Annotated in this window: 32 protein-coding genes; 17 read left to right on the plus strand and 15 right to left on the minus strand. The window is 73.2% G+C overall.

Features of this window, described 5'->3' with window-relative positions; translation table 11 throughout:
• Positions 1-34 precede the first annotated feature (34 nt).
• The 7 genes from ACGFNF_RS08570 (at position 35) to ACGFNF_RS08600 (ending at position 7,040) form a co-directional block, all read left to right on the plus strand.
• Positions 35-1,336: an extracellular solute-binding protein gene (locus tag ACGFNF_RS08570; RefSeq protein ID WP_357579306.1), complete on the plus strand. Its 1,302-nt coding sequence runs from the start codon at positions 35-37 to the stop codon at positions 1,334-1,336.
• A 75-nt stretch (positions 1,337-1,411) separates the two neighbouring features.
• Positions 1,412-2,422: a sugar ABC transporter permease gene (locus tag ACGFNF_RS08575; RefSeq protein ID WP_357579305.1), complete on the plus strand. Its 1,011-nt coding sequence runs from the start codon at positions 1,412-1,414 to the stop codon at positions 2,420-2,422.
• On the plus strand, positions 2,419-3,252 hold the full coding sequence (locus ACGFNF_RS08580) for a carbohydrate ABC transporter permease (protein WP_357579304.1): 834 nt from the start codon (positions 2,419-2,421) through the stop codon (positions 3,250-3,252). Before ACGFNF_RS08575 ends, ACGFNF_RS08580 begins: the two co-directional genes overlap by 4 nt.
• Complete coding sequence (locus ACGFNF_RS08585; RefSeq protein WP_393166665.1) at positions 3,249-4,619, plus strand: GH1 family beta-glucosidase; 1,371 nt, start codon at positions 3,249-3,251, stop codon at positions 4,617-4,619. Before ACGFNF_RS08580 ends, ACGFNF_RS08585 begins: the two co-directional genes overlap by 4 nt.
• Before the next feature lie 19 nt (positions 4,620-4,638).
• Positions 4,639-5,643: a LacI family DNA-binding transcriptional regulator gene (locus ACGFNF_RS08590; RefSeq protein ID WP_357579302.1), complete on the plus strand. Its 1,005-nt coding sequence runs from the start codon at positions 4,639-4,641 to the stop codon at positions 5,641-5,643.
• A gap of 97 nt (positions 5,644-5,740) precedes the next feature.
• Positions 5,741-6,142: a RidA family protein gene (locus tag ACGFNF_RS08595; protein WP_393166878.1), complete on the plus strand. Its 402-nt coding sequence runs from the start codon at positions 5,741-5,743 to the stop codon at positions 6,140-6,142.
• A gap of 1 nt (position 6,143) precedes the next feature.
• Entirely contained in the window at positions 6,144-7,040 is an 897-nt protein-coding gene (locus ACGFNF_RS08600; protein WP_393166667.1) for a GNAT family N-acetyltransferase, read from the plus strand.
• Between the two features lie 71 nt (positions 7,041-7,111).
• Here ACGFNF_RS08600 and ACGFNF_RS08605 read toward each other — a convergent pair whose 3' ends face one another.
• The gene (locus ACGFNF_RS08605; protein ID WP_393166669.1) at positions 7,112-7,627 is read right to left on the minus strand and encodes an O-acetyl-ADP-ribose deacetylase; all 516 of its coding nucleotides are present in this window, start codon (positions 7,625-7,627) and stop codon (positions 7,112-7,114) included.
• Position 7,628: 1 nt separating this feature from the next.
• Entirely contained in the window at positions 7,629-8,420 is a 792-nt protein-coding gene (locus ACGFNF_RS08610; protein WP_357579299.1) for an EI24 domain-containing protein, read from the minus strand.
• A gap of 45 nt (positions 8,421-8,465) precedes the next feature.
• Here ACGFNF_RS08610 and ACGFNF_RS08615 point away from each other — a divergent pair, with 45 nt between their 5' ends.
• Positions 8,466-9,452, plus strand: a complete 987-nt coding sequence (locus tag ACGFNF_RS08615) for a YafY family protein (protein ID WP_357579298.1) — start codon at positions 8,466-8,468, stop codon at positions 9,450-9,452.
• Here the strand turns inward: ACGFNF_RS08615 and ACGFNF_RS08620 are convergent.
• The gene (locus ACGFNF_RS08620) at positions 9,443-10,357 is read right to left on the minus strand and encodes an SDR family oxidoreductase (protein ID WP_393166672.1); all 915 of its coding nucleotides are present in this window, start codon (positions 10,355-10,357) and stop codon (positions 9,443-9,445) included. The two genes, ACGFNF_RS08615 and ACGFNF_RS08620, sit on opposite strands and share 10 nt — an antisense overlap.
• A 76-nt stretch (positions 10,358-10,433) precedes the next feature.
• Here ACGFNF_RS08620 and ACGFNF_RS08625 point away from each other — a divergent pair, with 76 nt between their 5' ends.
• A complete protein-coding gene (locus ACGFNF_RS08625; protein WP_327031104.1) occupies positions 10,434-11,129 on the plus strand; it encodes a DNA polymerase beta superfamily protein in 696 nt (231 codons plus the stop codon).
• A 21-nt stretch (positions 11,130-11,150) separates the two neighbouring features.
• Here the strand turns inward: ACGFNF_RS08625 and ACGFNF_RS08630 are convergent, their stop codons facing one another.
• Positions 11,151-11,600, minus strand: coding sequence for a VOC family protein (locus tag ACGFNF_RS08630; RefSeq protein WP_393166674.1), 450 nt, complete (start codon positions 11,598-11,600; stop codon positions 11,151-11,153).
• 66 nt (positions 11,601-11,666) lie between these two features.
• On the opposite strand from ACGFNF_RS08630, the gene ACGFNF_RS08635 reads away from it, so the two are divergent.
• The gene (locus ACGFNF_RS08635) at positions 11,667-12,293 is read left to right on the plus strand and encodes an ABATE domain-containing protein (protein ID WP_357579295.1); all 627 of its coding nucleotides are present in this window, start codon (positions 11,667-11,669) and stop codon (positions 12,291-12,293) included.
• 13 nt (positions 12,294-12,306) lie between these two features.
• Here the strand turns inward: ACGFNF_RS08635 and ACGFNF_RS08640 are convergent, their stop codons facing one another.
• The 5 genes from ACGFNF_RS08640 to ACGFNF_RS08660 form a co-directional block, all read right to left on the minus strand.
• On the minus strand, positions 12,307-13,044 hold the full coding sequence (locus ACGFNF_RS08640) for an alanyl-tRNA editing protein (RefSeq protein ID WP_132230765.1): 738 nt from the start codon (positions 13,042-13,044) through the stop codon (positions 12,307-12,309).
• Positions 13,045-13,055: 11 nt separating this feature from the next.
• Positions 13,056-13,943 (minus strand): alpha/beta fold hydrolase, encoded by an 888-nt coding sequence (locus ACGFNF_RS08645; RefSeq protein WP_393166676.1) that lies wholly within the window; start codon positions 13,941-13,943, stop codon positions 13,056-13,058.
• Positions 13,940-14,254 (minus strand): DUF2516 family protein, encoded by a 315-nt coding sequence (locus tag ACGFNF_RS08650; RefSeq protein WP_357579292.1) that lies wholly within the window; start codon positions 14,252-14,254, stop codon positions 13,940-13,942. Before ACGFNF_RS08650 ends, ACGFNF_RS08645 begins: the two co-directional genes overlap by 4 nt.
• Positions 14,255-14,324: 70 nt before the next feature.
• On the minus strand, positions 14,325-15,176 hold the full coding sequence (locus ACGFNF_RS08655) for a hypothetical protein (protein WP_393166678.1): 852 nt from the start codon (positions 15,174-15,176) through the stop codon (positions 14,325-14,327).
• Complete coding sequence (locus ACGFNF_RS08660) at positions 15,176-15,799, minus strand: helix-turn-helix domain-containing protein (RefSeq protein WP_393166680.1); 624 nt, start codon at positions 15,797-15,799, stop codon at positions 15,176-15,178. The genes ACGFNF_RS08655 and ACGFNF_RS08660 overlap by 1 nt, the downstream gene beginning before the upstream one ends.
• Positions 15,800-15,963: 164 nt before the next feature.
• On the opposite strand from ACGFNF_RS08660, the gene ACGFNF_RS08665 reads away from it, so the two are divergent.
• From ACGFNF_RS08665 to ACGFNF_RS08675, 3 genes are all read left to right on the plus strand, one after another.
• Positions 15,964-16,605 carry a GNAT family N-acetyltransferase gene (locus tag ACGFNF_RS08665; protein ID WP_393166682.1) on the plus strand — a complete coding sequence of 214 codons (642 nt, stop codon included), beginning with the start codon at positions 15,964-15,966 and terminating at the stop codon, positions 16,603-16,605.
• A gap of 106 nt (positions 16,606-16,711) precedes the next feature.
• A complete protein-coding gene (locus ACGFNF_RS08670; RefSeq protein ID WP_132230759.1) occupies positions 16,712-17,509 on the plus strand; it encodes an alpha/beta fold hydrolase in 798 nt (265 codons plus the stop codon).
• A gap of 345 nt (positions 17,510-17,854) precedes the next feature.
• A complete protein-coding gene (locus ACGFNF_RS08675; protein ID WP_393166684.1) occupies positions 17,855-18,814 on the plus strand; it encodes a sulfotransferase family protein in 960 nt (319 codons plus the stop codon).
• Positions 18,815-18,894: 80 nt separating this feature from the next.
• On the opposite strand, the gene ACGFNF_RS08680 is transcribed toward ACGFNF_RS08675, so the two are convergent.
• The 4 genes from ACGFNF_RS08680 to ACGFNF_RS08695 all read right to left on the minus strand — a co-directional run bounded on the left by ACGFNF_RS08680 (position 18,895) and on the right by ACGFNF_RS08695 (position 22,423).
• On the minus strand, positions 18,895-19,854 hold the full coding sequence (locus ACGFNF_RS08680; protein ID WP_393166686.1) for an asparaginase: 960 nt from the start codon (positions 19,852-19,854) through the stop codon (positions 18,895-18,897).
• Positions 19,855-19,950: 96 nt separating this feature from the next.
• Entirely contained in the window at positions 19,951-20,793 is an 843-nt protein-coding gene (locus tag ACGFNF_RS08685; protein WP_311411788.1) for a 3-keto-5-aminohexanoate cleavage protein, read from the minus strand.
• Between the two features lie 92 nt (positions 20,794-20,885).
• The gene (locus ACGFNF_RS08690) at positions 20,886-21,998 is read right to left on the minus strand and encodes a YgfZ/GcvT domain-containing protein (RefSeq protein WP_393166688.1); all 1,113 of its coding nucleotides are present in this window, start codon (positions 21,996-21,998) and stop codon (positions 20,886-20,888) included.
• Entirely contained in the window at positions 21,995-22,423 is a 429-nt protein-coding gene (locus tag ACGFNF_RS08695; protein ID WP_132230754.1) for a Fur family transcriptional regulator, read from the minus strand. The genes ACGFNF_RS08690 and ACGFNF_RS08695 overlap by 4 nt, the downstream gene beginning before the upstream one ends.
• 69 nt (positions 22,424-22,492) lie before the next feature.
• Here ACGFNF_RS08695 and ACGFNF_RS08700 point away from each other — a divergent pair, with 69 nt between their 5' ends.
• Positions 22,493-23,341 carry an aminotransferase class IV gene (locus ACGFNF_RS08700; protein WP_393166690.1) on the plus strand — a complete coding sequence of 283 codons (849 nt, stop codon included), beginning with the start codon at positions 22,493-22,495 and terminating at the stop codon, positions 23,339-23,341.
• Positions 23,342-23,356: 15 nt separating this feature from the next.
• On the opposite strand, the gene ACGFNF_RS08705 is transcribed toward ACGFNF_RS08700, so the two are convergent.
• Together ACGFNF_RS08705 and mtfM are read right to left on the minus strand one after the other, a co-directional pair.
• Positions 23,357-23,950: an FABP family protein gene (locus ACGFNF_RS08705; protein WP_357580343.1), complete on the minus strand. Its 594-nt coding sequence runs from the start codon at positions 23,948-23,950 to the stop codon at positions 23,357-23,359.
• Positions 23,947-24,051 (minus strand): small membrane protein MtfM, encoded by a 105-nt coding sequence (gene mtfM / locus ACGFNF_RS08710; RefSeq protein WP_266320062.1) that lies wholly within the window; start codon positions 24,049-24,051, stop codon positions 23,947-23,949. Before mtfM ends, ACGFNF_RS08705 begins: the two co-directional genes overlap by 4 nt.
• 12 nt (positions 24,052-24,063) lie before the next feature.
• On the opposite strand from mtfM, the gene ACGFNF_RS08715 reads away from it, so the two are divergent.
• From ACGFNF_RS08715 to ACGFNF_RS08725, 3 genes are read left to right on the plus strand one after another with little or no spacing between them, the layout of a single operon-like run.
• On the plus strand, positions 24,064-24,438 hold the full coding sequence (locus ACGFNF_RS08715) for a DsrE family protein (protein WP_357580342.1): 375 nt from the start codon (positions 24,064-24,066) through the stop codon (positions 24,436-24,438).
• 55 nt (positions 24,439-24,493) lie between these two features.
• Complete coding sequence (locus ACGFNF_RS08720; protein ID WP_357580341.1) at positions 24,494-24,874, plus strand: SCP2 sterol-binding domain-containing protein; 381 nt, start codon at positions 24,494-24,496, stop codon at positions 24,872-24,874.
• The gene (locus ACGFNF_RS08725) at positions 24,871-26,925 is read left to right on the plus strand and encodes a glycogen debranching N-terminal domain-containing protein (RefSeq protein ID WP_357580340.1); all 2,055 of its coding nucleotides are present in this window, start codon (positions 24,871-24,873) and stop codon (positions 26,923-26,925) included. Before ACGFNF_RS08720 ends, ACGFNF_RS08725 begins: the two co-directional genes overlap by 4 nt.
• Positions 26,926-26,930 lie beyond the last annotated feature (5 nt).

Genomic DNA, 26,930 nt, shown 5'->3' on the forward strand with positions numbered 1-26,930 from the left:
CCACCTCAGACGACCTGAGAGGGGTCCGACCGATATGGGTGTCTTTCCGCGCCGCCGCCTGGCGGCGGTGGCCCTCGTCGCCGCCACCGCGCTGTTCGCCACCGCCGGCTGCGCTGGCGACGAACCCGCCAAGGACGGCAAGATCACGTTGACCGTGGACGTGTTCAGCCAGTTCGGCTATGAAGAGCTCTACAAGGAGTACATGGCCAGCCACCCGAACGTGAAGATCGTCGAGCGTGGCACCGGCACCAATCTCGACGACTACTCGCCGAAGCTGACCCAGTGGCTCGCCGCCGGCAAGGGCGCGGGCGACGTCGTCGCCATCGAAGAGGGGTTGATGGTCGAGTACAAGGCCAACCCCGACAACTTCGTCAACCTGCTCGACCACGGCGGGGCCGAACTCCAGGGCAACTTCCTGGAGTGGAAGTGGAAGGGCGGGATGACCCAGGACGGCAAGCTGATCGGCCTGGGCACCGACGTCGGCGGCATGGCCATGTGCTACCGCACGGACCTGTTCGCCAAGGCCGGCCTGCCCACCGACCGCGAGGCCGTGTCGAAGCTCTGGCCGACCTGGCAGGACTACGTCAAGGTCGGTGAGCAGTTCAAGGCGAAGAACACCGGCGCCTCGTTCCTGGACGCCGCGACCAACATCTTCAACACGATCGTGCTCCAGACGGCCGGCAACGCGCAGGGCTACCACTACTACGACACCAGCGGAAACCTGGTGGTGGACAGCAACCCGGCGGTCCGGCAGGCCTGGGACACCACCATGGACATCATCGACTCCGGCCTCTCCGGCAAGTACGGCTCCTGGTCCGAGGAGTGGGTGTCCGCCTTCAAGCAGGCCAAGTTCGCCACCATCGCCTGCCCGGCCTGGATGACGGGCGTCATCGAGGGCAACGCCGGCGCCGAGGCCAAGGGCAAGTGGGACATCGCCCGGGTGCCCGGCAACGGCGGCAACTGGGGCGGCTCGTGGCTCGCCGTGCCGACCCAGAGCAAGCACCGCGCCGAGGCGATCGAGCTGGCGAAGTTCCTGACCAGCGCCAAGGGCCAGATCGGGGCGTTCAAGGCCAAGGGCCCGCTGCCCTCCTCGCCGCAGGCGCTGGCCGACCCCGCGATCGTCGACGCCAAGAACGCGTACTTCTCCGACGCCCCCGTCGGGCAGATCTTCGGCGAGGGCGCCAAGACGCTGAAGCCCGTCTACATGGGGCCGAAGAACCAGGCCGTCCGCACCGAGGTCGAGAACGCCGTCCGGACGGTGGAACTGGGTCAGCGCAAGCCCGAACAGGGCTGGACGGACGCGGTCAACAACGCGAAGAAGGCCGCCGCCAAGTAGCCCGAGCCGGAGTGCGGGCGGGAGGGCGCCGGGGGCGCCGGTCCCGCCCGCACCCGGGAAAGGAGTGGTCCGGGCATGACCGTCCAGCTCGACCCGCGCCCGCCGGTCGCACCGGCGCCCCGCACCGGTCGACGCACACCGGCGATGCGGTTCAGCCGCCTCGACACGAAGTACTCGCCCTACCTGTTCATCGCCCCGTTCTTCGTGCTCTTCGGGGTGTTCGGGGCGTACCCGCTGATCTACACGTTCTGGGTCTCCCTGCACGACTGGGACCTGCTCGGCAGCAACCACCCGTTCGTCGGGCTGGAGAACTACAGCCGGCTGCTGGAGGACCCCGACTTCTGGCACTCCGTCGTCAACACCCTCGGCATCTTCGTCATCTCCACCGTCCCGCAGCTGCTGGCCGCGCTCTGGCTGGCCAACCTGCTCAACCGGCAACTGCGGGCCCGGACGACGTTCCGGATGGCGGTGCTGATCCCGAACATCACGTCGACGGCGGCGGTCGCGATCGTCTTCGGGGTGCTCTTCGGCCGCGAGTTCGGCATGGTCAACTGGCTGCTCGACCTGGTCGGGATCGACGCGATCGAGTGGAAGTCGAACCGGTTCGCGTCCTGGGTGGCCATCTCCACGATGGTCGACTGGCGGTGGACCGGCTACAACGCGCTGATCTTCCTGGCCGCGATGCAGGCCATCCCGCGCGACCTCTACGAGTCGGCCGCCATCGACGGGGCCGGCCGGGCCCGCCAGTTCTGGTCGATCACCGTGCCGCTGCTCAAGCCGACGATCATCTTCACCGTCATCATCTCCACCATCGGCGGGCTCCAGCTCTTCACCGAGCCCCGGCTGTTCCACTCCGGAACCAACCCGATCCGGGGCGGCACGCTACGGGAGTCGCAGACCGTGACCATGTACATGTTCGAGAACGCCTTCGCGCCCCACTACAACTTCGGCTACGGCTCGGCGGTGGCGTGGCTGCTCTTCGCCCTGATCGCGGTCGTCGCGGCGATCAACGTGCTGCTCCTGCGCCGGCTCGGCGACGCGAAGCCCCCGAAGGATCACGCGAAGTCGAAGGAGGGAGCGCGATGAGCCGCCTCTGGGCCGCCAGCCGGCTCACCTACGCCGCGCTGATCGCCGCCGGGGTCCTGTCGATCTTCCCGATCTACTGGATGTTCGTGGTGGCGAGCCGCTCCAACGACGCGATGGGCCAACTGCCACCACCGGTCACCCCCGGCGGCAACTTCGGCGCGAACGTGTCCCGGCTGCTGAACAACACCGACGCGTACTTCGTCGCCGGCCTGGTCAACTCGGCGATCGTGGCGGTCACGGTCACCGTCTCGGTGGTCTTCTTCTCCACGCTGGCCGGGTTCGCCTTCGCCAAGCTGCGGTTCCGGGGTCGCAACGCGCTGCTCATGGTGATCATCGCGACGATGATGGTGCCCACCCAGCTCGGCGTCATCCCGCTCTACCTGCTGATGACGAAGCTCAACTGGAACGACCGGCTGCCGGCGGTGATCGTACCGGCCCTGGTCACGGGCTTCGGGGTGTTCATGATGCGGCAGTACGCGGGCCAGGCGGTCAGCAACGAGCTGATCGAGGCGGCCCGGGTGGACGGCTGCAACACCGCGCGGATCTACTGGAACGTCGTGCTGCCGGCACTGCGCCCGGCCGCCGCCGTGCTGGGGCTGCTCACGTTCATGACCACCTGGAACGACTTCCTGTGGCCGTACGCTGTCCTCAACGACCCGGAGAACCCCACCGTGCAGCTCGCCCTGCGCACGCTGTCCGACGGGTACTACACGGACATGTCCCAGGTGTTCACGGGAACGGCCATCGCCACCCTCCCGCTGTTGCTGGTCTTCGTCCTGTTCGGCCGCCAGATCATCGGCGGCATCATGGAAGGTGCGGTCAAGGCGTGAGCACTCTGCGATTCCCCGACAACTTCGTCTGGGGGGCGGCCACCGCCGCGTACCAGATCGAGGGCGCGGCCACCGACGACGGTCGCGGCCCGTCGATCTGGGACACCTTCAGCCGTACGCCGGGCAAGGTCCACCACGGCCACACCGGCGACGTCGCCTGCGACCACTACCACCGGTACGCCGACGACGTGGCGCTGATGGCGGAGCTGGGGCTGAAGGCGTACCGCTTCTCGGTGGCCTGGCCCCGGATCCAGCCGGACGGCACCGGCCCGGTCAACCCGCGCGGCCTGGACTTCTACGACCGGCTGACCGACACGCTGCTGGCCCGGGGCATCGACCCGATCGTCACCCTCTACCACTGGGACCTGCCGCAGGCGCTGGAGGACCGGGGCGGCTGGACCAACCGCGAGACCGCCGAGCACTTCGCCACGTACGCCACGGCGGTGCACACCCGGCTCGGCGACCGGATCCGCACCTGGACGACCCTCAACGAGCCGTGGTGCTCGGCCTACCTCGGCTACGGCAACGGGGTCCACGCCCCCGGCGAGCAGGACGCGGGCGCGGCCTTCACCGCCGTACACCATCTGCTGCTCGGGCACGGCCTGGCGGCCCGCGCGCTGCGCGCGGCCGGCGCGCAGACCGTCGGGATCACGGTCAACCCGGCCGACGTACGCGCGGCCGACCCGGACAGCACCGCGGACGCGGCGGCGGTCCGCCTCGTCGACGGCCTGCACAACCGGATCTTCCTCGACCCGCTGCTGCGTGCGGCCTACCCCGACGACGTGCTGGAGCACGTGGCCCGCATCGTCGAGCCGACGTTCATCCGCGACGGCGACGAGAAGCTGATCGCCGCCCCGATCGACCTGCTCGGCGTCAACTACTACGCCCCCACCTACGTCGCCGGCCGGCCGGACGGCGGGGGCGGCAGCGCCTACCCGGGCACCGAGGGCGCGGTGGAGTTCCTCCCGCCGACCGGGCCGCTGACCGACATGGGGTGGATGATCGAACCGGCCGGGCTGACCCGGCTGCTGGAACGCATCGCCACGGACTACCCCGGCGTGCCGCTGATGGTCACCGAGAACGGCGCGGCGTTCCCCGACAAGGCCGACGCCGACGGTGCCGGGCAGGTGATGGACGCGGACCGCATCGCCTACCTCGACGGGCACCTGCGCGCCGTGCACGAGGCGATCTCCCGGGGCGTGGACCTCCGGGGCTATCTCGTATGGTCGTTACTGGACAACTTCGAGTGGGCCGAGGGCTACCGTCGACGGTTCGGGATCATCCACGTCGACTACCTGACCCAGCGCCGCACACCGAAGTCCAGCGCCCGGTGGTACCAGGAGGTGATCTCCCGGAACGGGCTGTGACGAGGCGGTGGTTACGGGGATGACGACGGCGCAGCGGCCGACGCTGGAGGCGGTGGCCCGGCGGGCGGGGGTCTCACGGGCGACCGTGTCCCGGGTGGTGAACGGCTCCACCACGGTCGCCGAGCCCATCCGGGACGCGGTCCGCCGGGCGGTGGCCGAGCTGGGGTACGTGCCGAACCTGGCCGCCCGCAGCCTGGTCACCCAGCGGACCGACTCCATCGCCCTGGTGATGCCGGAGGCCGCCACCCGGGTCTTCTCCGACGACCAGGTCTTCCCCGGCATCATCCGGGGCGCGGCGCAGGAGTTGGAGGCGGCCGACAAGCAGCTCGTGCTGATGTTGGCCGGCTCCCCCGCCGGGCACGACCGGGTCGAGCGCTACACGACCGGCCGGCACGTCGACGGGGTGCTCTTCGCCTCCCTGCACGGCGAGGACCCGCTGCCCGGCCGGCTCGCCCGGCTGGGCATTCCCGTCGTGTGCAGCGGCCGGCCGCTCGACGGCGGCGACGTGCCCTACGTCGACGTCGACCACGTCGGCGGGGTGGCCACGGCGATCCGGCATCTGCTGGACACCGGGCGCCGACGCATCGCCACCATCGCCGGCCCGCAGGACATGGTGGGCGGCATCGAGCGCCTCGTCGGCTACCGGAACACGATCGCCGAGGCCGGGCTGCCGGAGCTGGTGGCGACCGGCGACTTCACCCGCGAGTCCGGGGCGACGGCGATGCGGCAGCTCCTCGCCGAGCACCCCGACCTGGACGCGGTCTTCGCCGCCTCCGACCTGATGGCGCACGCAGCCCTGCGTACGCTGCGCGAGGCGGGGCGGCGGGTGCCGGACGACGTGGCGGTGATCGGCTTCGACGACATCGAGACGGCCGCGTACACCGACCCGCCGCTGACCACCGTCCGCCAGCCGATCGTGCAGCTGGGCCGGCAGATGACCCGGCTGCTGCTGCGGCTGGCCGCCGGCGAGGCGATCGAACCCCTGGTGCTCCCCACCGAGCTGATCGTCCGCGAGTCGGCCTGAGGTGTGAGGAAGGGCCCCTTCCCAACGCCTCCCGACGGGTGCCGGAGTTAATCCGTGGAGGCGCGGTGCGGGCATCGGTAGCGTCGCGCGCGTGACCGTGAACCTGATCCGCGTGCCCGCCCTCTCCGACGTCGCCGAGTACGCGTACGCGGCCACGGTCGAGCCACCGGCCCGGCTCGTTTACACCGCCGGCGCCTGCCCGCTCGACGCCGAGGGCCGGACGGTCTCGCCCGGCGACCCCGTCGGCCAGGCCCGGCAGGTGATGGCCAACCTGGAGACCGCCCTCGCGGCGGCCGGCGCCCGGCTCACCGACGTCGTCAAGACCACCGTGTACGTGGCGTCATCCCGCCAGGAGGACCTGGTGGCCGTGTGGGAGGTGGTGCGCGACGCGTTCGGCGACCACGACCCGCCCAGCACCCTGCTCGGGGTGGCCGTGCTGGGCTACTCCGACCAGTTCGTCGAGGTCGAGGCCGTCGCCGCCGTACGCGGGGAGGCCTGACATGCGGATCCGGACCGCCCGCCCCGACGACGCGCCCGCCGTGGTGGCGCTGCGCGCGCTCGTGTACCCCTACCTGGTGCGCGGCGTCGAGTCGACCCGGAAGATGATCGCCCAGCCCCCGCCCGGCGAGCAGTGGACCGCGTACGTGGTCGAGGTGGACGACACGGTGGTCGGCTGGGTGTCGGCGTACCGCAACGACCAGACCTCCGAGCGCGACGTCGGGGAGGTCGCCATCCTGCACGTGCACCCGGAGCACCGGGGCCGGGGCGCCGGCACCGCGCTGCTGGCCGCCGCGCTGGAGCACCTGCGCGACATCGGGGTGCGCCGGGTGCGTACCTGGGCGCTGCCGGAGTCGCTGCCGTTCGCCCGCCGGCACGGCTTCACGCCGAGCCGGGAGCTGCGCTACTCGGCGCTGGACCTGCGGCCGGCCCCGCCGATGCCGCAACCGCCGCCGGGCGTACGGCTGCTCCCGCTGACCGACGTCGAGCCGCGCCGGGTCTACCTGGTCAACCTGGCGGCGGCGGCCGACGAGCCGGGGGACGTGCCCGTCGACTCGATGAGCTACGAGAACTGGTCCTCCGAGGTCTGGGACAACCTGGGCCTGGACCGCGCGGCCAGCACGGTGGCCGAGACCGGCGGCGAGCTGGTGGCCCTCAGCCTCGTCAAGCGTGACGGCGACCGGATGTGGTCGGACTACACCGGCACGCTGCCGACGCACCGGGGGCGCGGGCTGGCCCGCCTGGTCAAGACGGCGGCGCTGCACCGGGCCGCAGCCGGCGGGGTACGCACCGCCTACACCTCGAACGACGAGGCGAACGCGCCGATGCTGGCAATCAACGTCGGGCTCGGCTACCGCCCGGTCGGTTCGAGCTGGTCCTGCCTGCGCGAACTCGCCTGACGGTCCGGGTCAGCCGGGCGGCCCGCCCGAGGCCCAGGGCGCCAGCCGGCGGCCCGCCCCGAGGTCCAGGGTCAGCCGGCGGCCCGCACCCGCTGGGCGACCGCCAGGGTCTCGGCGCCGAAGAGCACCAGCCGGGCCTCGGTGACGTGCGCCGGGGTGGCCGAGCTGAGCACCGCCAGGGCCTGCCGGACGGCGTCCTCGACCGGCCAGCCGTAGACGCCGGCCGAGATCAGCGGAAACGCCACGGTGCCCGCGCCCAGCTCGTCGGCGACCCGCAGGCTGTTCGCGTAGCAGTCGCGCAGCAGCGGCGAGCGGTCCTCGTCGGTCGACCAGACCGGCCCGACGGTGTGCACGACCCAGCGGGCCGGCAGGTCGCCCGCGGTGGTGGCCACCGCCTGGCCGGTCGGCAGGCCGCGGCCGTACCGGGAGGCGCGCAGCGCCCGGCACTCGTCGAGGATGGCCGGCCCGCCCCGCCGGTGGATGGCGCCGTCCACTCCCCCGCCGCCGAGCAGCGACGAGTTGGCGGCGTTGACGATCACGTCCACCCGCTGCGTCGTGATGTCGCCCCCGACCAGGGTGATCTCCACGTCAGCCCTCCGTGACGGACTGGCCGAGCGAGCGGCGGGCCAGCAGGGTCGCCCCGGCGACGGCAGCCGGCATGACGAGCACCGCGCCGAGCGGGATCAGGAAGCAGACGAAGACCGCCACGCCGAAGCCGAGCGTGGTCGGCCGGTCCGCCTTGAGGTGCGCCCGCCGCTCCGGCAGCCGCATCCCGCGCCGGTAGAAGGGGGCGCCGACCAACTCCACGGCGAGCAGCCAGCCGCCGACCGCCGCCCCGATGACCGGCACCACGGTCTGGCCGACCACCGGGATGAACCCGGCGGCGAAGAGCGGGATGCCGAAGAGGATCGACAGGCCCACCAGCCGTACCGAGTCGGCGAGGCTGCGCCGCAGCGACGGCCAGAACGGCACGTCGACCGCGCCGGGCGTGCCACCGAGACGCTCCTCGACCCGTTCGGAGATCTTCTCGTAGAACGGGTCGCCGATGACCAGGGTGACGGCGGTGAAGGTGACCACCGCGAGCAGGCCGCCGATGCCGAGGAAGGCCAGTCCGGCAACCACTCGGACGAGGCTGCGCGAGGTGGTCGACCAGTCGTCGGCGAACGGGGTGACCAGTGCGGCCAGGTCCTCGACGAAGTACGCCAGGGTGGCGAACGCGGTCACGAAGAGCGCGCCCGAGATCAACGCCGGGATGACGCCGAGCAGCATCAGCCCGGGGCTGCGGACGTAGAGACCGAGGCCGCGCAGGAGCAGGCCCACGCCGGTGAAGAACCGGCTGGCGGCACCGGTCACGGGCGCGGCGATGGCGGGTGCGTTCACGACCGCAGAGCCTAGTGGGCACGGGCGACCGGGCAGGATGGACGGGTGCGGGCGGCCCGGTTGATCTCGTTGGTCCTGCTGCTCCAGGCGCGGGAGACGATGACCGCGGCGGAGCTGGCGCGGGAGCTGGAGGTCTCCGAGCGGACCGTCTACCGGGACGTGCTGGCGCTCTCCGCCGCCGGGGTGCCGGTCTACGCCGACCGGGGCCGCGCCGGCGGCTACCGGCTGCTCGGCGGCTACCGGACCCGGCTGACCGGGCTGACCCGCGACGAGGCGGAGGCGCTCTTCCTGGCCGGGCTGCCCGGGCCGGCGGGCGACATGGGGCTCGCCGACGCGGTGGCCTCGGCCGAGCTGAAGGTGCTCGCCGCGCTCCCACCGAGCCTGCGCGACGCGCCGGTGCGCACCGGGCAGCGCTTCCACCTGGACGTGCCGGGCTGGTTCCGGGAGGCCGGGCCACCGCCGTGGCTGGCCGAGCTGGCCGGCGCGGTGTGGCGGGACCGGACCGTCGAGCTGCGCTACCGGCGCGGCGACCGCGAGGTCGAACGGGAGGCGCACCCGTACGGGCTGGTCCTCAAGAGCGGGGTCTGGTATCTCGTCGGCCGGGTCGGCGGCGCGTACCGCACGTACCGGGTGGACCGGGTCACCCACGTCGGGGTCCAGACCGCGACCTTCGACCGGGACGCCGGCTTCGACCTGGCCGGCTACTGGCGGGAGCAGGCCGAGGAGTTCCTGCGCGGCATGCTCCGGGCCGAGGTCACGGTGCGGCTGAGCCCCGTCGGCCTGCGCCGGCTCCGCTTCGTCGCCGACGCCCCCTTCGCGTACGAGGAGGCGCTCGCCGCGGCCGGCGAGCCCGACGGGCAGGGGTGGGTGGTGACCCGCCTGCCCGTCGAGTCCGTCGACGTCGCGTACCCCCAGTTGCTGTCCCTGGGGCCGGAGGTGGAGGTGCTCGACCCGCCGGACCTGCGGGAGCTGATGGTCGACGCCGCCAGGCGGTCCGCCGCGGTCTACCGGGTGGCGCCCGGTCAGCGGTAGCCGGTCACGTCGGCCGGTCTGTTCGTCTCCACCACCTCGGTGATGTAGCGGAACCCGTCCGGCCGGCTGCCGTCGACGTCGGTGAACCCGTACACCTGGGACAGCGCGCCGGCCGAGACGGACGCCTGGTTCCAGCGGGCCCGGTCCTCGTCGGCGGCGAGCGCGGCGACCGCGCGCCCGACGAAGGCCGGGGTCTCCGAGATGAGGAAGTGCGGATCCTTTGCGGCGCCGTCGCGCCAGTTCTCCTCGGTGACCCCGAAGTGCTCCAGCATCGCCTCGGACCGGATCCAGCCCGGCGTCAGCGCCACGGCGGTGCCGCCGTGCGGCTTCAGCTCGTGCCCCCAGACGTACGCGAGCCGGTTGACCGACGTCTTCGCGAGGTCGTAGAAGACCGACAGCCGGTAGTGGTCGTCGTTGTACGCCTTCGTGCCGTCGCCGACCTCGACGACCAGCCCGCCGGGGCGGCGGACCATCAGCGGCAGCGCGAAGTGCGCGGTGACGATGTGCGTGTCGATCGCCAGGCGCAGGCTGCGGAAGCCGGCCTCCAGCGGCTGCTCCCAGACCGGCTTCTCCCAGGTGGTCAGGGGGTCGCCGCCCCAGATGTCGTTGACCAGCACGTCGAGTCGGCCCTGCTCGGCGTCGATCCTGGCGACGAGGTCGCGGACCTGCTCGGGGACGAGGTGGTCGACCCGGACCGCGATGCCGGTGCCACCGGCGGCGGTGACCAGTTCGGCGGTCTCCTCGATGGTCTCCGGGCGGTCCATCTCGGAGCGGCCGGCCCGGCTGCTGCGGCCGGTGGCGTAGACCGTGGCGCCGGCGGCGCCGAGTTGCACCGCGATCTGCCGGCCGGCGCCCCGTGTCGCCCCGGCGACGAGCGCGATCTTTCCTGTCAGCGGTTTCGTCATGCGGCGAGCCTGTCAGCGATACCTGACAGCCGAAGTCCGGTTTCGCGAAGCCGTGTCGTCCGGCATGCTCGCCGGCATGCACCTGCTGCTCTCCGGGATCGTCGGCTCGGTCGCGTACGGGCTGGCCGGGCCGGGCTCCGACGTCGACCGGATCGGCGTCTTCGCCGCGCCCACCGTCGCCTTCCACGGGCTGCGCCCGCCCCGCGAGTCGGTGGTGACCACCGATCCCGACATCACCCTGCACGAGGCGGCGAAGTGGTGCCGCCTGGCGCTGAGCGGCAACCCGACCGCCACCGAGCTGGCCTGGTTGCCGGAGGACTGCTACGAGACCCGTACGGAGTTCGGCGACCGGCTGGTCGCCATCCGCTCGGCGTTCCTCAGCGCGCCCCGCGTCCGCGACGCCTACCTGGGCTACGCCGGCCAGCAGTTCCGCAAGCTGGAGTCCCGGGGCGACGGCACGTTCTCGGCCGACACCCGGCGGCGCACCGCCAAGCACGCCCGGCACCTGGCGCGGCTGGTGCACCAGGGCCGGCTGCTCTACGCCACCGGCGTGCTGGAGATCCGGCTCGCCGACCCGCAGTGGTTCCGCAGCTTCGGCGAGCGGGTGGCCGGCGGCGCGTTGGCCGAGGCACGGGCCCTGATCGCCGAGGCGGAACGCGACTTCGACCGGATCCGTACCCCGCTGCCGGACCGCCCGGACGAGGCGGCCGTGGAACGCTGGCTGCTCGACGTGCGCGCCGCCCACCTGCCGCCAGGTCCCGCCACGCCCTGACCCACCCGCCCCCGGTCCGGGTCACTGCACGTCGAACTCGTTGCCCTCCGGGTCGGCCATGGTGGTGTGCACGCTGCCGAAGTCGGCCACCTCGCGCAGCACGGTGGCGCCGAGGCCCTCCAGCCGCCTCACCGTCGCCTCCCGCTCGGCGGGGCCGACGTGCAGGTCGACGTGGAGCCGGTTCTTGACCTGCTTGCGCTCGGGAACGTGGTGGAACAGCAGCCGGCGGCCCAGCCCGGTGCCGCTGGCCGGGTCGACCGGATCGTCGGGGTGGCGCACGGCGGCCAACTGCCGCCACGCCTTGCGGCCGTCGATCTCGAGGTACGCCTCCGGCCCGATCGCGCCGCCGGCTAGCAGGCGCTCGATCAGCACGCCGTTGTCCTCGACCGCGTAATCCAGGGCGGCGGCCCAGAACCGGGCCTGCGCGTTCGGGTCGGCGCAGTCGACGACGAGCTTCCATTCCACGGCCATGGCGTCCTCCTCGGTGTCCGGCGACCGCCAGCACGGCCCGCCTCCGTAACCAGTTATAGTGGTTACGTGATCGACGCCGCAAGCGGACTCACCCTGACCTCGCCGGAGGGCACCCGCTACCTCTTCGACCCCGGTGCGCTCTGTCTGGAGTTCCTGACCACCGGCGGCCCGGGCGCGCTGGCCCGTTACGACGTGCTGCACCGACCCGGCGACCTCGCCGACTGGCTGGCGCTGTCCCGGTTGCGCCTCGACCCGGCGCGGGTGGAGGTGACCGCCGACGAGTTGGCCGCCGCCCGACGGCTACGGGACGCGCTGTGGCGGCTGGTCTGCGTACGCACCGGGGCCCGGCCACCGGCCGCCGATCCGGCCGACTTCGACGCCACGCCCGACGACCTCGCCACCCTCAACCGACTGGCGGCCGGCGCCCCGCTGGCACCGCAGCTCACCGCCGACGGGACCCGCCGCTGGGCGCTGCCGGCCCGCGGCGGGCAGGCCCTCGCCACCATCGCCCGGGACGCCGTCGACCTCTTCACCGGCCCGCACCGCGACCGCGTCCGCGAATGCGCCACGCACGACTGCTACCTGGTCTTCGTGGACACCTCGCGCCCCGGCCGGCGGCGCTGGTGCGCGATGGAGCGCTGCGGCAACCGGCACAAGGTCCGCTCGCTGCGGGCCCGCCGCGCCGCCGACTGACCCCGTGCGGGGCTCAGTCCGCCAGGCGTACGCGGACCCGACGGTTGGCCCGCCCCTTGCTCTCCACCTTGACCACCTGCACCTTGCCGATCTGCGCGGTGGAGGCGACGTGCGTGCCGCCGTCGGCCTGGACGTCCAGCCCGACGATGTCGACGATCCGCACCTCCTGCTCCTCCGGCGGGATCAGGTTCGACTGGGTACGGATGATGTCGGGCAGGGCGAGCGCCTCGTCGCGGGGCAGCACCCGCACGGCCACCGCCCGGTCGGCGGCGACCTCGGCGTTGACCAGCTCCTCGATGCGGCTCTTGAAGTCGGACGGCACCTCGGGCAGGTTGAAGTCCATCCGGGCCTCGCCCGGTTCCATGTTGCCGCCCGTGACGAGCGCGCCGAAGTCGCGGAACACCACCCCGCAGAGCACGTGCAGCCCGGAGTGGGTCCGCATCAGCCGGGTGCGCCGGTCGTCCTCGACCGCGCCGGTGACCGCCGTGCCGGCCGGCGGCAACGGGTCGCCCTCGACCGGGATCAGCCAGAGGTCGTCGCCCTTGCGGGTGCCGGCGATCCGGGTCTGCACCCCCTGCCAGAGCAGTACGCCGTGGTCCGGCGGCTGCCCGCCGCCGCCCGGATAGAACGCCGACCGGTCCAGCACGATGCCCTGCTCGGGATCGGCGTGCAGCACCGTGCACTCCCACTCCCGCAGTGTCGGATCGGCGAGGTCCAGCCGGTGCGTACGACCGTGGTGTGTGACGCCCATGTCAGGGCACGTTACTCGTTGAGGAAGGCGGATATCCGGCTTCGCAGGTCGGCGCGTTCCGTCCAGAGGACGCCGGGCCGGTCGTACACGTGCAGGGTGGCCCGGGGCAGCGCGGCGGCGAGCTGCTCGGCGACCTCGACCGGGTGCAGGTCGTCGCCGGCACAGCCGATCACCAGGGCCGGCGCGGTGACGGCGGCCAGCGCACCGGCGTCGCGCAGGGGTGCCTGCTCGGGCAGGCTCGCCAGTCCCGGGGCGAGCCCGTCGCGCAGGAGCTGGTCGAGGCGCTGGCGCAGGTAGGCCCAGCCGGCAGGGGTGTTGCGTACGGCGGGCGGCAGCTCGGCCTGGACCACGTCGGCCACGGCGGCGGCGTCGCCGCTCTCCACGGCCTCGAACAGCGCGGTCAGCCGGGCCCGGGCGACCTCGCCGCGCGGCCGGTCGAGCGCCGCGGGCAGGAAGACGACGAGTCGCTCGAAGCGTTCGGGGCTCTCGGCGAGCAGCCGGCAGAGCGCACCCGCGCCGAGGCTGGCGCCGAAGGCCCGGGTGGCGCCGCCGAGGTCGGCGACCGCGCGCAGGTCGCGGGCGAGGTCCAGGTAGCTCCACGGGCCGGGCGGCGCGTCGGAGCGGCCGTGCCCGCGGAACTGGAAGAACAGCTTGCGGCCCGTCACCCCGCTGCCGAAGGGCCGGGTGGTGGCGATGCCGTTGCCCAGCCCGTGGGCGAACACCGTGACCGGGTCACCCGCGCCGGTGACGAGCTGCTCCAGGTGTACGCCGTGCGGCGTGGCGACCAGCTCGGTGTCCGGCTCCGGCAGGGCCGGTCGGCCGGTACGCGGGGCGCCCGGGCCCGGCCCCCAGGTGCGGGGCCCGCCGTCCGGTGGGGGCGGCCAGCGGAAACCCCTCACCAGAAGCCTTTGCCGTCGCTCAGGTCGCGCAGCCCCACCCGGACGTCGAGCAGGTAGATCAGGCCGGCGGCGATGCCGACGAGCCCGAAGAGACTGATCGGGCCGAAACCGAGCAGGGTCAGCACCAGACAGACGGCGAGGATCGCGATCCAGCCGCCCTTGGGCAGGGTGCCGATGGCGGAGAAGGCGTCGGAACGCTGGGTGATGGCGTGCACCAGGGCGATGCCCTGCACGATCAACGCGAAGACGAGCAGGATCAGCTCGATCACGTAGCGAACATCGAAGGCGAAGAGCGGCGCGGCGTAGGCCATGTCGGCAAGCTTATGCCGGTGACCCCGGATACGTCCGACAGGACGCATCCGGGGTCACCGGCGGAACGAACTACTCGGCGGCCGGGCGGGTCCGCTTGGTGGCCCGGGGCAGCTTCGCCGACGGGGTGGCGGCCGGCTCGGCGGCGGCCTTGGCGGCCTTGGTGGCCCGGGTCGTCGCCTTCTTCGCGGCGGCCGGCTTGGCCTCCAGCACCTCGGCCACGTCGGCCGGGGTCGGCACCTCGTCGGTCACGGCCGGGGTCGGCACCTCGTCGGTCACGGCCGGGGTCGGCACGTCGGTGGTCACGGCCTGGGTCGGCACGTCGGCGGTCACGGCCCGGGTCGGCACGTCGGCGGTGACGGACCGCACGGTGGCCGGCTTCGCGACGGCCTCGGCCGGCTCGGTCTCGGCCCCGGTCGCCTCGATGTCGGCGTTCACGGTCTCGGCGGCCTCCAGCACGCCGGCTCCGACGACCCGCTCACCCCGGGCGACAAGCGCGACGTACGCGGCCTGCGCCCGCTCCTGCGCGGCCTGGGCGCCGGCGACCACCACGGCGGCGTTGCGGGTGGCCAGCGCACGGAGCCGGTCGAGGTCGGCGACCTCGCGCAGCCGCTCCAGGTCGGCGACCTCACGCAGCTTGTTCAGGTCGGCGGCCTCGCGCAGGCGCTTCAGGTCCAGCTCGGCCGGGACGGCCTTCTCGCGCAGGCCCTCGGCGGTCAGGTTCGCCGTACGCAGCGTGTCGTTGGCCTTCTGACGCAGCTCGACGCCGGTGACGACGGCCTTGCCACCCAGGTCGGCGACGACCTTGGTGCCGAGGTCGGTCACCACGGCGGGGAGCTTGCGCAGCTGCTGGAGGGCGAGCTCGCCCGCGCCCGCGGCGGCGTAGATCGGGGCCGGGATGCGGTTGGTCTTCGGCTGGGTCATCACTTCTCCTCTTCGGCCACGTCGGCGGCCTTCCGGGCCGCGTCGCGGGCGGCCTTCTTCTCGGGGGTGTCGATCGGTGCGGGGGCGGGGCCGGCCTCGGTGACGGCGACCGACTCCAGCACGGCCTCGGTCGGGGTGCCCTCCGGCGTGGTGGGGCCCGTGGCGGCGAGGTTGGCCAGGTCGGGCGCGGCCTCGACGGGATCCGGCGTGCCCGCGCCGGCGGCGGCGTCGGTGCCGGCGGTGGGCGTCGCGCCGGTGGCCGCCGCGGTCGCCTCGGCGAGCCGCGCGTTCTCCCGGCGGAACGTCTCGTAGATCTGGGTGAGCGACTGCTTCTGCGCCATCGTCAGGTCGGGGTCGACGGAGATGGCCGCGAGCACGCCCTGGCCCTCCTTGTCGTCGAGCAGCCCGGCCCGCAGGTACATCGCGGGGGTGGAGACGCGCAGCGCGCTGGCGAGCTGCTGGAGCACCTCCGCGCTCGGCTTGCGCAGACCGCGCTCGATCTGACTGAGGTACGGGTTGCTGACCCCCGCCTGCTCGGCGAGCTGCCGCAGTGAGATCTTCGCGTTGCGGCGCAGGTCGCGAATGAACCCGCCGACGTCGGGAAGGTCCTTACCAGTGGCCATGGCCCGACGCTAACGCGCCCTGCTAGCTCCTGCAAGCAGAACGCTAACCAGAGTTAGCGACGTCTCATCCCGCCGACCCGGCCACGCCCGCCCAGGGTGCGGCGGACCGGTCGCCGTCGGTAAACCGGTGGCGTCGCAGGGCCCCGATCGTCACGATCGAGCCCGTGCTCGCCGACCTGTGGCCCCTGTACGGCCTCACCATCTCCACGCCACGACTTGAGCTTCGCCTGCCCCGCGAGGAGGAACTGGCGGAACTCGCGCATCTCGCGGGCCGGGGCGTACACCGCCCGGACGAACGCCCGTTCCTGACGCCGTGGACCGACGGCGGCCCGGAGGATCGGGCGCGCGCCGTGTTGCAGGGGCACTGGGGCCGGCTCGGCGAATGGAGTGACTCGGCGTGGCGGCTCGGGCTCGGGGTCTTCCGGCTCGGGCATCCGCTCGGCGTGGTCACGCTCGGCGCACGCGACTTCCGGGTCGTCCGGCAGGTCACGACGTCGTCGTGGCTCGGGATCGAACACCAGGGCAGGGGCTACGGCACCGAGGCCCGCGCCGGCCTGCTCACGCTGGCCTTCGACCACCTCGGCGCCGATGCCGCGCTCACCGAGGTCTTCCAGGACAACCACTCGTCCCAGGGGGTCTCCCGCAAGCTCGGCTACGAGCACGACGGCGTCTCCGTCGACGCCCGCGGTGACGAGGCACTCGTGTCCGATCGCCTACGGCTCACCCGCGCGAAGTGGCGCCGGCAGGAGCGGCCGGCGGCGACGGTCCACGGCGTGGCGGCCTGCCTGCCGATGTTCGGCCTCTGACCGGGATTCCCGCACCACCCGGCGGTCGCGCCCGGGACCGCTCGCCCGACGCCCGCGCCGGCACAAGGCGGTTGCGCCCCGGTCTCCCGGTGCGTACCTTGCCGCAGTGACCAAGATCGAGGTGAACGGCGCCCTGCTCGCGTACGACGACACCGGCAGCGGCACGCCCGTCGTCCTGCTGCACGCCGGCATCGCGGACCGGCGGATGTGGCGGGAGCAGGTCGGCCCGCTGGCCGCGCGGCACCGGGTGATCGCCCTCGACCTGCGCGGCTACGGGGACTCCGAGCTGCCGCCGACCCCGTTCGCCCACCACGACGACGTGGCCGGACTGCTCGACGCGCTCGACCTCCCCCGGGCCGCCCTGGTCGGCTGCTCGTTCGGCGGCGCCGTCGCCATCGACACCGCGCTGGCCCACCCGGAGCGGGTGAGCGCGCTCGCCCTCCTCGGCACCGCCGCCTCGGGCCACGAATGGTCGGACGAGGCGAACGACCTCTGGGAGAGCCTGGTGGGCGAGGTCGACCCGGAGGACTTCGCCGCCAGCGCCGCCGGCGAGGTGCGCTTCTGGGTGGTCGGCCCGGGCCGCGAGCCCGCCGACGTCGACCCGGAGCTGCTCGCCTTCGCCCGCGAGATGGACCAGCGGGCGCTCGCCGCCGAGTTGGCGCTCAGCGCGGTCGACGTCGCCGAACTCGACCCGCCCGCGATCGGTCGCCTGCACGAGCTGCGGATGCCCGTCCTGGTCGGCGCCGGCGCGGCCGACGTGCCCGACATCAGCCGCCTCGCCGACCGGATCGCCGCCGAGGCGCCCGACGCTGTCCGCCTGCCCGACGTGCCCGACGCCGGCCACCTGCTGCCGCTGGAGCGACCCGCCCCGGTCAACGCCGCCCTGCTCGACTTCCTGCCCTGACACCCGCCCCGTCGTCCGCCTTCGCTGCGGGCGTCACCGTCCGCGCTCCCGGCGGAATCTTGGACAGTTGCCGTTCCGCGAGAACGGCAACTGTCCAAGATTCACGCCTCGGGGCGCCAGCCGCCGGCCGTCAGGGCGCGGCGGAGGGAGTCGACCACCTCGTCGGGGCGGGCGCGGATCAGCCACGCCGGGAAGCGCAGGATGCGGTCCCCCGAGGTCCAGACCGCCAGGCTCGGAGCGGAGGCGGTCCTTGCCGATCAGCCGGCCAGCTCTCGGCCCGGACCCAACGGGTGCAGGGGATAATTGGATTGCACGGGCGTCGGGCTGGGAGTTTGACTGCTCGCCATGTCTCCTTCCCCCGCACCCGTCTTCGTAGCGGGTACGGGTCGTTCGGGAACGTCACGGCTCGCCGACATCATCGGTGAGCATCCGCTGATCCACCGGATTCCCATGGAGACCAGGTTCCTCGTCGACCCGGGCGGCCTGCGGGACCTGGCCGACGCGCTCACCGGTCGATACGACCCCACCGTCGGCGAGGACGCCCTGCGGCGGCTGAGCGACTTCCTCACCGTACGAGTGCCCGGCCGGCGCGACGATCGCGGCAAGACCGTTCCCGAACTGGTCGGCGAGCGGCGCTATCGGGACGCGGTGGAACAACTCTGGCCGCAGTTGATCGCGTGCACCTTCGACGAACCTGCGCCCGCCGAAGGCTTCGGCGACGCCGACCGGCCTGCCGGACCGTTCGAGCCGCTGAGCCGCCGGCGGGTTGTTCCCAGGTACTTCGGCGACCGGGGCGAACTGCTCGGAATCCTGCGTAGCCTGGTCGACACCATCTTCGGCGGAGCAGCCGCCGACGCGGGCAAGCCGACCTGGTGCGAGAAGACGCCGTTCAACCTGCTGTGCATGGAGTTCCTCTGGGAACTGGTCCCCGAGGCGACCATCGTGCACATCAAGCGTCACCCGGTGTCGGTGCTCGCATCCCACCTGGCCCAGCCATGGGCGCCGTCCACTGTCGACGGCGCGCTCGCCTACCTCAAGCCGATCTACGATCGGTGGCTCACCTGGAAGGACACGGTCGACCTGACGGGCAGGCGATACGTCGAGGTGAGGGCGGAAGATCTCGCAGCCGACTGGCCCGGGCAGCGCCGCGCCCTGTTCGAGCGGCTCGACGTCGACGACTTCGAGACCCGTTCGACGTTCCAGGCGCACAAGCTGGCGCAGCGCAACGACCAGTTCGACGACGAAACCCGCGAGTTCATCGAAGAAGCACTCGGCAAGGTCGTCCCGGCCATGGGATACGAGTGACGACAATGGCCCTCCACCCTGACGACGCCGCGTCGCGCCCCTCGAACGCCCGGTGAACGTCGCGACGACGGGCGTAACGGCTACCAGAGGGGCCGGACGGCGCCGACCGGCAGGCCGCCGCCGAAGAGCGGCAGTTCGGCGTACTCGGTCAGCACCGGCGCGTCCAGCCCGAGGCGGCGCAGGGCGGAGACCAGCACCGGCATCCGGGCGCGGCCCGCGCCGTCGTCGATCTTGATGGCGACCGCGCCGACCCCGGGCACCGCCGCCGCGACGACCCCCTCGGCACCGATCTTGGCGAGCAGCCCGGGCACGCCCCGCATCAGCCGGCTGTCCTCGGCCCGGGTGCCGCCGACCAGGTCCGGGTGGGCGCGCATCGCGTCGGCCACCGTCCGCGGCTCGGAGCCGGGCTCCGCCGAGACGAGCCGGAGGTACGCCCCGGCGAGCCCGGTCAGCGAGACGGCGAGCACCGGGGCGCCGCAGCCGTCCACGCCGACCGCCGCAGCCGGCTCGCCCGTGAACTCCTCCACCGCGTCCCGCAGCCGCTGCTGCAACGGGTGCTCCGGACGCCAGTACCCGTCGAGCGGCCAGCCGGCGGCCAGGCAGGTCAGCAGCATCCCGCTGTGCTTGCCGGAGCAGTTCATCTGCGTACGGGTGGGGCCGCCGCCGGCGCGCAGCACGGCCGTCCGCGCCTCGTCGCCCACGGGCAGGTCCGGCGGGCAGTGCAGGGCCGACTCGTCCAGCCCGGCGCGGGCGAGCAGGGCCCCGACCCGGGCCAGGTGGAACTCCTCCCCGGCGTGGCTGGCCGAGACCAGCGCCACGTCGGCGGGGTCGGCCAGCGTCAGCCCGGCGCGGAGCATCCCGACCGTCTGCATCGGCTTGTTGGACGAGCGTGGGAAGACCGGGGAGGTCACGTCCCCGGCGCCGGCCACCGTCCGCCCCGAGGCGTCGAGCACCACCACCGAGCCCCGGTGCACGCCCTCGACGAACCCCGACCGGACCACCTCGGCGAGCGGCGCGCCGCCCTCGTACGTCTTTCCCACAGGGTGGACGGTACCGGCACCGCCGGCAGCGGTCGGCGGGCGGGTGAGCAGGTCGTCGACGACCAGGTGTACAGCAGCGCCGGCCCGGGTCGCCGCTTACCGCCCGGCGGCCGGCACGCCGAGCAGCCCGCGCGCCTCGGCGGTGGTCAGCGGCGGCCGCTGGGCGAGCTGGGCGAAGCCGACCGCCCGGGCGACGAGCTGCATGTTGGACTCGACCGGGCGGCCCTTGGCGTAGGTCACCGTGTCCTCCATGCCGACGCGCAGGTGCCCGCCGGCCGAGAGCGAGGCCAGCATTACCGGGATGGTGCTGCGGCCGATGCCGGTGGCGGAGAAGGTGGTGCCCTCGGGCAGGTCGCGCAGTGCCTGGTGGGCGGCGACCAGGGCCGGGGTGGTGCCCGGCATGCCGCCCGGTACGCCCATCACGAAGTCGACGTGCACGTGCCCGCCGGCCGGCAGGCCGTACTTGCCGAGCAGCCGTTGCAGCGCCGTCAGGTGGCCGAGGTCGAAGATCTCGTACTCGGGCACGATGCCGCGCTCCTGCATGCGGGTGTGCAGGTCGACGATGAACTCCCACCGGTTGAGGAAGACGTCGTCACCGAAGTTGAGCGTGCCCATCGTGCAGGAGGCCATGTCCGGCCCGGCGTCGAGCACGGCGAGCCGGTCGGCCTCCGGGTCGGTCACCGCGCCGCCCGAGGAGAGCTGCACGACGAGGTCGGTGCTCTCCCGCAGCGCCGTCACGGTCTCCCGCAGCCGCCCCTGGTCCAGGGTGGGCCTGGCCTCGTCGTCGCGGATGTGGACGTGGATCACGGCGGCGCCGAGCGCCTCGCACTCCTTGGCGGTCAGCAGCAGCTCGTCGAGCGTCACCGGCAGCGCCGGCACCTCGGCCTTGGCCGACTCCGCGCCGGTGGGGGCAACCGTGATCAACGTCCCTGTCGTCATGCCCGGATCCTAGACCGAGGTCAGCGAGCCAGTCGACCGGAACTTTTCCGGCCTCAGCGCCACGAAGCAGAGATTCTTTCGCCGAGGGGCGGTCAGGCCGGATCGATCGCGGCGGCGGTCTCCCCGATCAGGAGGCGGGTGTCGTCGGCGACGTTGCGCTTGACCACGGCCAGGGCGACCTGGCCCAGCTCGTGGTGGTGCACGGCCGTGCCGACGAAGCCGACCGCCCGGCCGTCGAGGGTCACCGGCGTGCCGGCGACCGGCGGCTGGTCGGTGGTCACCCCGTCCAGGTGCAGGAGTACGAGCCGACGCGGCGGCCGGCCCATGTTGTGCACCCGGGCCACGGTCTCCTGGCCCCGGTAGCAGCCCTTGTCCAGGTGCACGGCCGGGGCGACCAGGTCCACCTCGGCCGGGATCGTCCGGTGGTCGGTGTCCACCCCGACCCGGGCCCGCCGGGCGGCCACCCGCACCGCCTCGTACGCCCACAGCCCGGCGACCGGCACCCCGTTGCCCCGCAGCTCGGTGACCACCTGCTCCATCGCGGCCCGGGGCACCAGCAGGTCCACGCCGATCGGGCCCCGGCGGGCCCAGCCGCCCACGGGCAGCGGGCGCACGTCGTACAGCGCGGTCGGCCGTGGCGGCAGCTCGCCGGAGCGGAACTTCGGGCCCGGCACCGCGACCACGTCGGGCGCGGCCAGCCCGGTCGCACCGAGCGTCTCCGCCGCGGCGGGCGCCTCCGGCCCGACGAGGGAGAGCAGCGCGTGCTCGGGCGTCACGTCGCGCGGCTCGACCTTGCTGAAGAACCGCATCCGCTCCAGGTACGACAGCAGGCCGGCGGTGGCGCCCGGCTCGGTGTCGAGCCAGGTGGTGATGCCGTCCTCGGCGACCATGGCGTGCTGCTCGACGTGCCCGTGCGGGGAGAGCACCAGCAGCTCGGTGCCCTGGCCGGCGCCGAGCTGCGCCAGGTGCTGGCTGGTGAGGGTGTGCAGCCAGCCGATCCGTTCCTCGCCCGGCACCGCGACGACGCCCCGGTGTGAGCGGTCGACCAGGCCGACCGCCGTGTCGAGGGTGCGCTGCTCGCGCATCGGGTCGCCGTAGTGCGCCGCCACGCCCCGCACGCCGGCCGCCGCGTGCGCCGGCTCGGGCTGGTCGCGGCTGGCCTCGTCGATGCTCTCGACGCTCACCGCGCCCGCGATGTCGATCATTTCCGGTCCCCGTTCTCACAGCGGACGCAGAGGCCGAAGAACGAGACGTGGCCGATGTCCACCCGGAACCCGCGCTGGCTCGCCAACTGGTCGGCCAGCGGGCGCAGCAGCTCCGGATCGATCTCGTCGATCGCGCCGCAGCCCCGGCAGACGAGGTGGACGTGCTGGTCCTCGCCGGCCGCGTGATAGGTCGGCGAGCCGTGCGAGAGGTGGGTGTGGGTGACCAGGCCGAGCCGTTCCAGCAGCTCCAGCGTGCGGTAGATGGTGGTGATGTTGACTCCTGCGGCCACCTCCCGGACGGCGGTGTGCACCTGCTCCGGGGTGGCGTGCCCCAGGTCCAGCACGGCCTGGAGGATCAACTGCCGTTGCGCCGTCAGCCGTAGCCCACGGGCGCGGAGCATTTCCGCGAGGGAGGATTCGGACACCGTCCGATCATAGTTCGCCCCGCACGCGCGCCGCCGGTGTCGACCGGCCCGCCGCTAGGCTCGGCGGTCATGGTGGCGTCGAGGATCGCCGTGCCGGGTCGCGGGCTGGTGCCGCCCGGCGAGCCGGTGCTGCGCGGCGACGACCGGGGCGTGCTGCACGGCGACGGGCTCTTCGAGACGATGCACCTGCGGGACGGGCGGCCGTGGCTGCGCGACGCGCACCTGGCCCGGCTCGCCCGGGCGGCGGCGGCCGTCGACCTGCTGCTGCCCGCCGCCGACGTGCTGGTCGAACTGCTGGACGCCGTCCGCGCCGGCTGGCCCGCCGAGGTGGAGGGGGCGCTGCGCCTGGTCTGCACCCGGGGCCCGGAGGGCGGGGGCCCGCCCACCGGCTACGCCACGCTGGGCGAGGTGCCGGCGGCGACCCGGGCGGCGCGCCGGGACGGAATCACCGTGGCGACCCTGCCGCTCGGCGTCGCGGCGCGGGCCCGCGCCGAACTCGACTGGCTGCCGGCCGGGGTCAAGTCCATCTCGTACGCGGTGAGCACCGCCGCCCGCCGGTGGACCGCCCGCGCCGGCGTGGACGACGCGCTCTGGGTCTCCTCCGACGGATACGCGCTGGAGGGGCCCACGGCCAACCTGGTCTGGCTGGCCGGTGACACCCTCTGCACGGTGCCCGCCGCCGAGACCGGCATCCTGCCGGGCGTGACCGCCGCCTGGCTCCTCGCGCACGCCCATGCGCTCGGCCTGCGCGCCGAGGAGCGCCTGGTCACCCCGGCCGAGCTGCGTACCGCCGACGGCGTCTGGCTCAGCTCGTCCGTCCGTGGCCTCGCGGAGATCCGCACCCTGGACGCCGTCCCGCTGCGCCGCTGCGCGCGCACCCCCGCCCTCCAGGCGCTCCTGGGCTTTCCCCGCCCGTGACCCCCGGGAGGAGGGTCAGCCGGCCACCCGGGTGAGGCGGGCGGAGAGGTGCGGGGAGAGGGAGTGGCCCAGGGCCGCCATCTCCTGGGCGTAGAGCAGCGCGCCCTCGACGATGCCGAAGAGGCGGTGACCGGCGGTGACCTCCTTGGCGGTCGCCGTGCGGACCACCGCGTCGGTGACGAACTCGATCTGGGTGCCCTTGCGCTTGCCGATGTGCAGCTCCATCACGCCGGTGGGCACGGTCATCAGCGCCTCCAGCTCGTCGGTGACCCGGTCGCCGTCCATCACCGGCCGCCACCAGCCGACCTCGCGACCCGCCGGGCGGACCGGGCGGCTCTGCTCGTCGAGCAGCCAGGCGCGCGACTCGTAGGACAGGAACGGCCGGCCGTCGTGGCTGATCCGGATCTCCTGCGCGAAGTCGAAGTCCTCGATGGTGGGGAAGCCGCCCCGCCCCCGGCCGCGCCACACCCCGACGTACGGCAGCAGGCCGTCCAGCGCGGGATGCAGCTTCGGGCCGACGCGCAGGTCGTGGCTCTCCTCGTAGGGGTACGGGTCGACCGGCGGCGCGTTCAGCCACGGCGGTGGCTGCAGGGGGTTCTCGTCGCTCACCAGTTACCTCTCGATATGCGTACGGCCAGGTAGACCAGGCCACCGGCGAGCGCGCCCAGGCCGGCGACCAGCAGGCTGACGAACCCGATCTCGGTAACCATCGTGACCATTCTATGCTGGGCCCCATGGCCCGCACTCTCGTCGTCAAGGCCACCGCCGGCGCGGACGCCCCGGAGCGGTGCGCCCAGGCATTCACCGTCGCCGCCACCGCGGCCGCCGCCGGGGTGCACGTGTCGCTCTGGCTGACCGGGGAGTCGACCTGGTTCGCGCTGCCGGGCAAGGCACAGGAGTTCGAGCTGCCGCACTCGGCCCCGCTGGCCGAGCTGCTGCACGTGATCCTCACCACGGGCACGGTGACCGCCTGCACGCAGTGCGCCGCCCGGCGGGACATCGGGCCGGACGACGTGCTGCCGGGTGTCCGCATCGCCGGCGCCGCGGTCTTCGTCGAGGAGGCGACGGCCGAAGGGGCCCAGGCCCTGGTCTACTGACCGCCGCCGGGCCGATACCGGCCCGGCAGGTCGGACAGATGCCTACGATTCGGGTATGACCGAGGCGACGGAGCGATTCTTCGAATCACTGCCGGCGCGCGCCCCCGAGGTACTGGTCAGCCCGGTCAGCGGGACGATGCAGATCGACCTCGCGCAGGGCGGTCAGACGGTGCACTGGCTGGTCCGCCTTCGTCCGGGCGAGATCGAGGTGAGCCGCGACCGGGGGCCCGCCGACGCGATCTGGTACACCAGCGCCGACCTGTTCGACCGGCTCGTCACCGGCCGGGCCCAGGCGATCTCGTCGGTGCTGCGCAACGAGAGCAGCTTCAGCGGCGACATCGTGCTCTTCCTGCTGTTCCACCGGTTCTTCCCCGACCCGCCCGGCACCCGGGACCCCCGCACGGTCGCCCGCAGACAGGCCGGGCGGCTGCCGTGAAGGAACTGGTCAGCATCCTCGACGGCAACACCTTCCTGGTCAGCGACAAGCGCGGCAACGTCGAGCCGTCCCTCGACTTCCCGAGCGGGCTCTTCTCGTTCGACACCCGGCACCTCTCCACCTGGGTGCTGACCCTCGACGGCGAACAGCTGCACGCCCTCTCCGTCGACACCGCGGAGTCCTTCCGCACCCGCTTCTTCCTCGTGCCCGGCGAACCGACGCACTACCTGGACGCGAAGGTCTCGATGATCCGCAGCCGGGCCATCGGCGGCAGCTTCGAGGAGGAGCTGACGCTGCTCAACCACTCCGGCGAGGAGATGGAGTTCGTCGTCCACCTCGCCATGGGCGCCGACTTCGCGGACCTGTTCGAGATCAAGCACGTCCGACGCAAGGAGGGCCACTCCACCGCCACCGTCGGCGAGAACGAGCTGCGCCTGACCTACCGCCGGGAGAGGTTCCACCGCGAGACGGTCATCCGCACCAGCATGCCCGCGCACATCGAGGTCTCCGGCATGACCTACCGGGTCCGGGTCGGCCCGCGCGGCGAGTGGACGACGCGGCTGCACGTGTCGACAGTCGTCTACGGCGCGCGCGGCGAGGACATCCGGGCCAACCTGCCGCAGTACGGGGGCAGCCGCGCCTCGGACGCCATCCGGGCCGAGCAGGAGGACCTGGTCGCCCGGGCGCCGAAGCTCGGCTGCGACTGCGAGCCGCTGGGCGGGGCGTACCAGCAGAGCCTCCGCGACCTGGCGGCGTTGCGCTATGAGTCGATCACCCTCGGCGTACGCCTGGTGGCCGCCGGCCTGCCGTGGTTCATGACGCTGTTCGGCCGGGACAGCCTCATCACCTCGCTCCAGGCGGTGCCCTTCCTGCCGGAGCTGATCCCGCCGACCCTCATGATGCTGGCCGGCCTCCAGGGGCACCGGATCGACGACTTCCGGGACGAGGAGCCGGGCAAGATCCTGCACGAGCTGCGCTACGGCGAGACGGCGGGCTTCGAGGAACAGCCCCACTCGCCGTACTACGGCTCGGCGGACTCGACGCCGCTGTTCGTCATCCTGCTCGACGAGTACGAGCGGTGGACCGGCGACGACCGGCTGGTACGGGGACTGGAGGCCCAGACCCGGGCCGCCCTCGCCTGGATCGACACGTACGGGGACCTGCTCGGCACGGGCTACCTCTGGTACCAGACCCGCAACCCGCAGACCGGGCTGGCGAACCAGTGCTGGAAGGACTCCTGGGACTCGATCTCGTACCGCGACGGCCGGCTCCCCGGCTTCCCGCGCGCCACCTGCGAACTCCAGGGCTACGCGTACGACGCGAAGATGCGCGGCGCCCGACTGGCCCGGGAGTTCTGGGGCGACCCCGCGTACGCCGACCGGCTGGAGCGGGAGGCGGCCGAGCTGAAGATCCGGTTCAACCGGGACTTCTGGATCCCGGAACGGGAGTACTACGCGCTCGCCCTGGACGCCGACGGCCGGCAGGTCGACGCGCTCACCTCCAACATCGGGCACCTGCTGTGGAGCGGCATCGTCGACGAGTCGCGGGCCGGCCGGATCGCCGAACACCTGATGGGGCCGCGGCTCTACTCCGGTTGGGGCGTCCGGACCCTCGCCGACGACCAGGGGCGGTACAACCCCGTCGGCTACCACGTCGGGACGGTGTGGCCGTTCGACAACTCGATCATCGCCTGGGGGCTGTGGCGGTACGGCTTCCGCCGGGAGGCCGGGCAGATCTGCGACGCGATGCTGGCCGCGTCCCCGTTCTTCGGCGGACGGCTGCCGGAGGCCTTCGCCGGCTATGAGCGCAGCCTCACCGACTACCCGGTGGAGTACCCCACGGCGTGCAGCCCGCAGGCCTGGTCGGCGGGCACGCCGCTGCTGCTGCTACGCGTGATGCTGGGGCTGGAGCCGCAGGGCGACCACCTGATCATCGACCCCGCCGTGCCCGACGGCATGGGGCGCGTCGAACTGCTCGACATCCCCGGCCGCTGGGGCCACGTCGACGCCCTGGGCCGCAGCCGCGCGCACGACCACCCGGGCAGCCGCTGACCCAC

Origin of the sequence: Micromonospora sp. NPDC048868 (genome assembly GCF_043198195.1) — a bacterium.
Lineage (GTDB): Bacteria > Actinomycetota > Actinomycetes > Mycobacteriales > Micromonosporaceae > Micromonospora > Micromonospora reichwaldensis.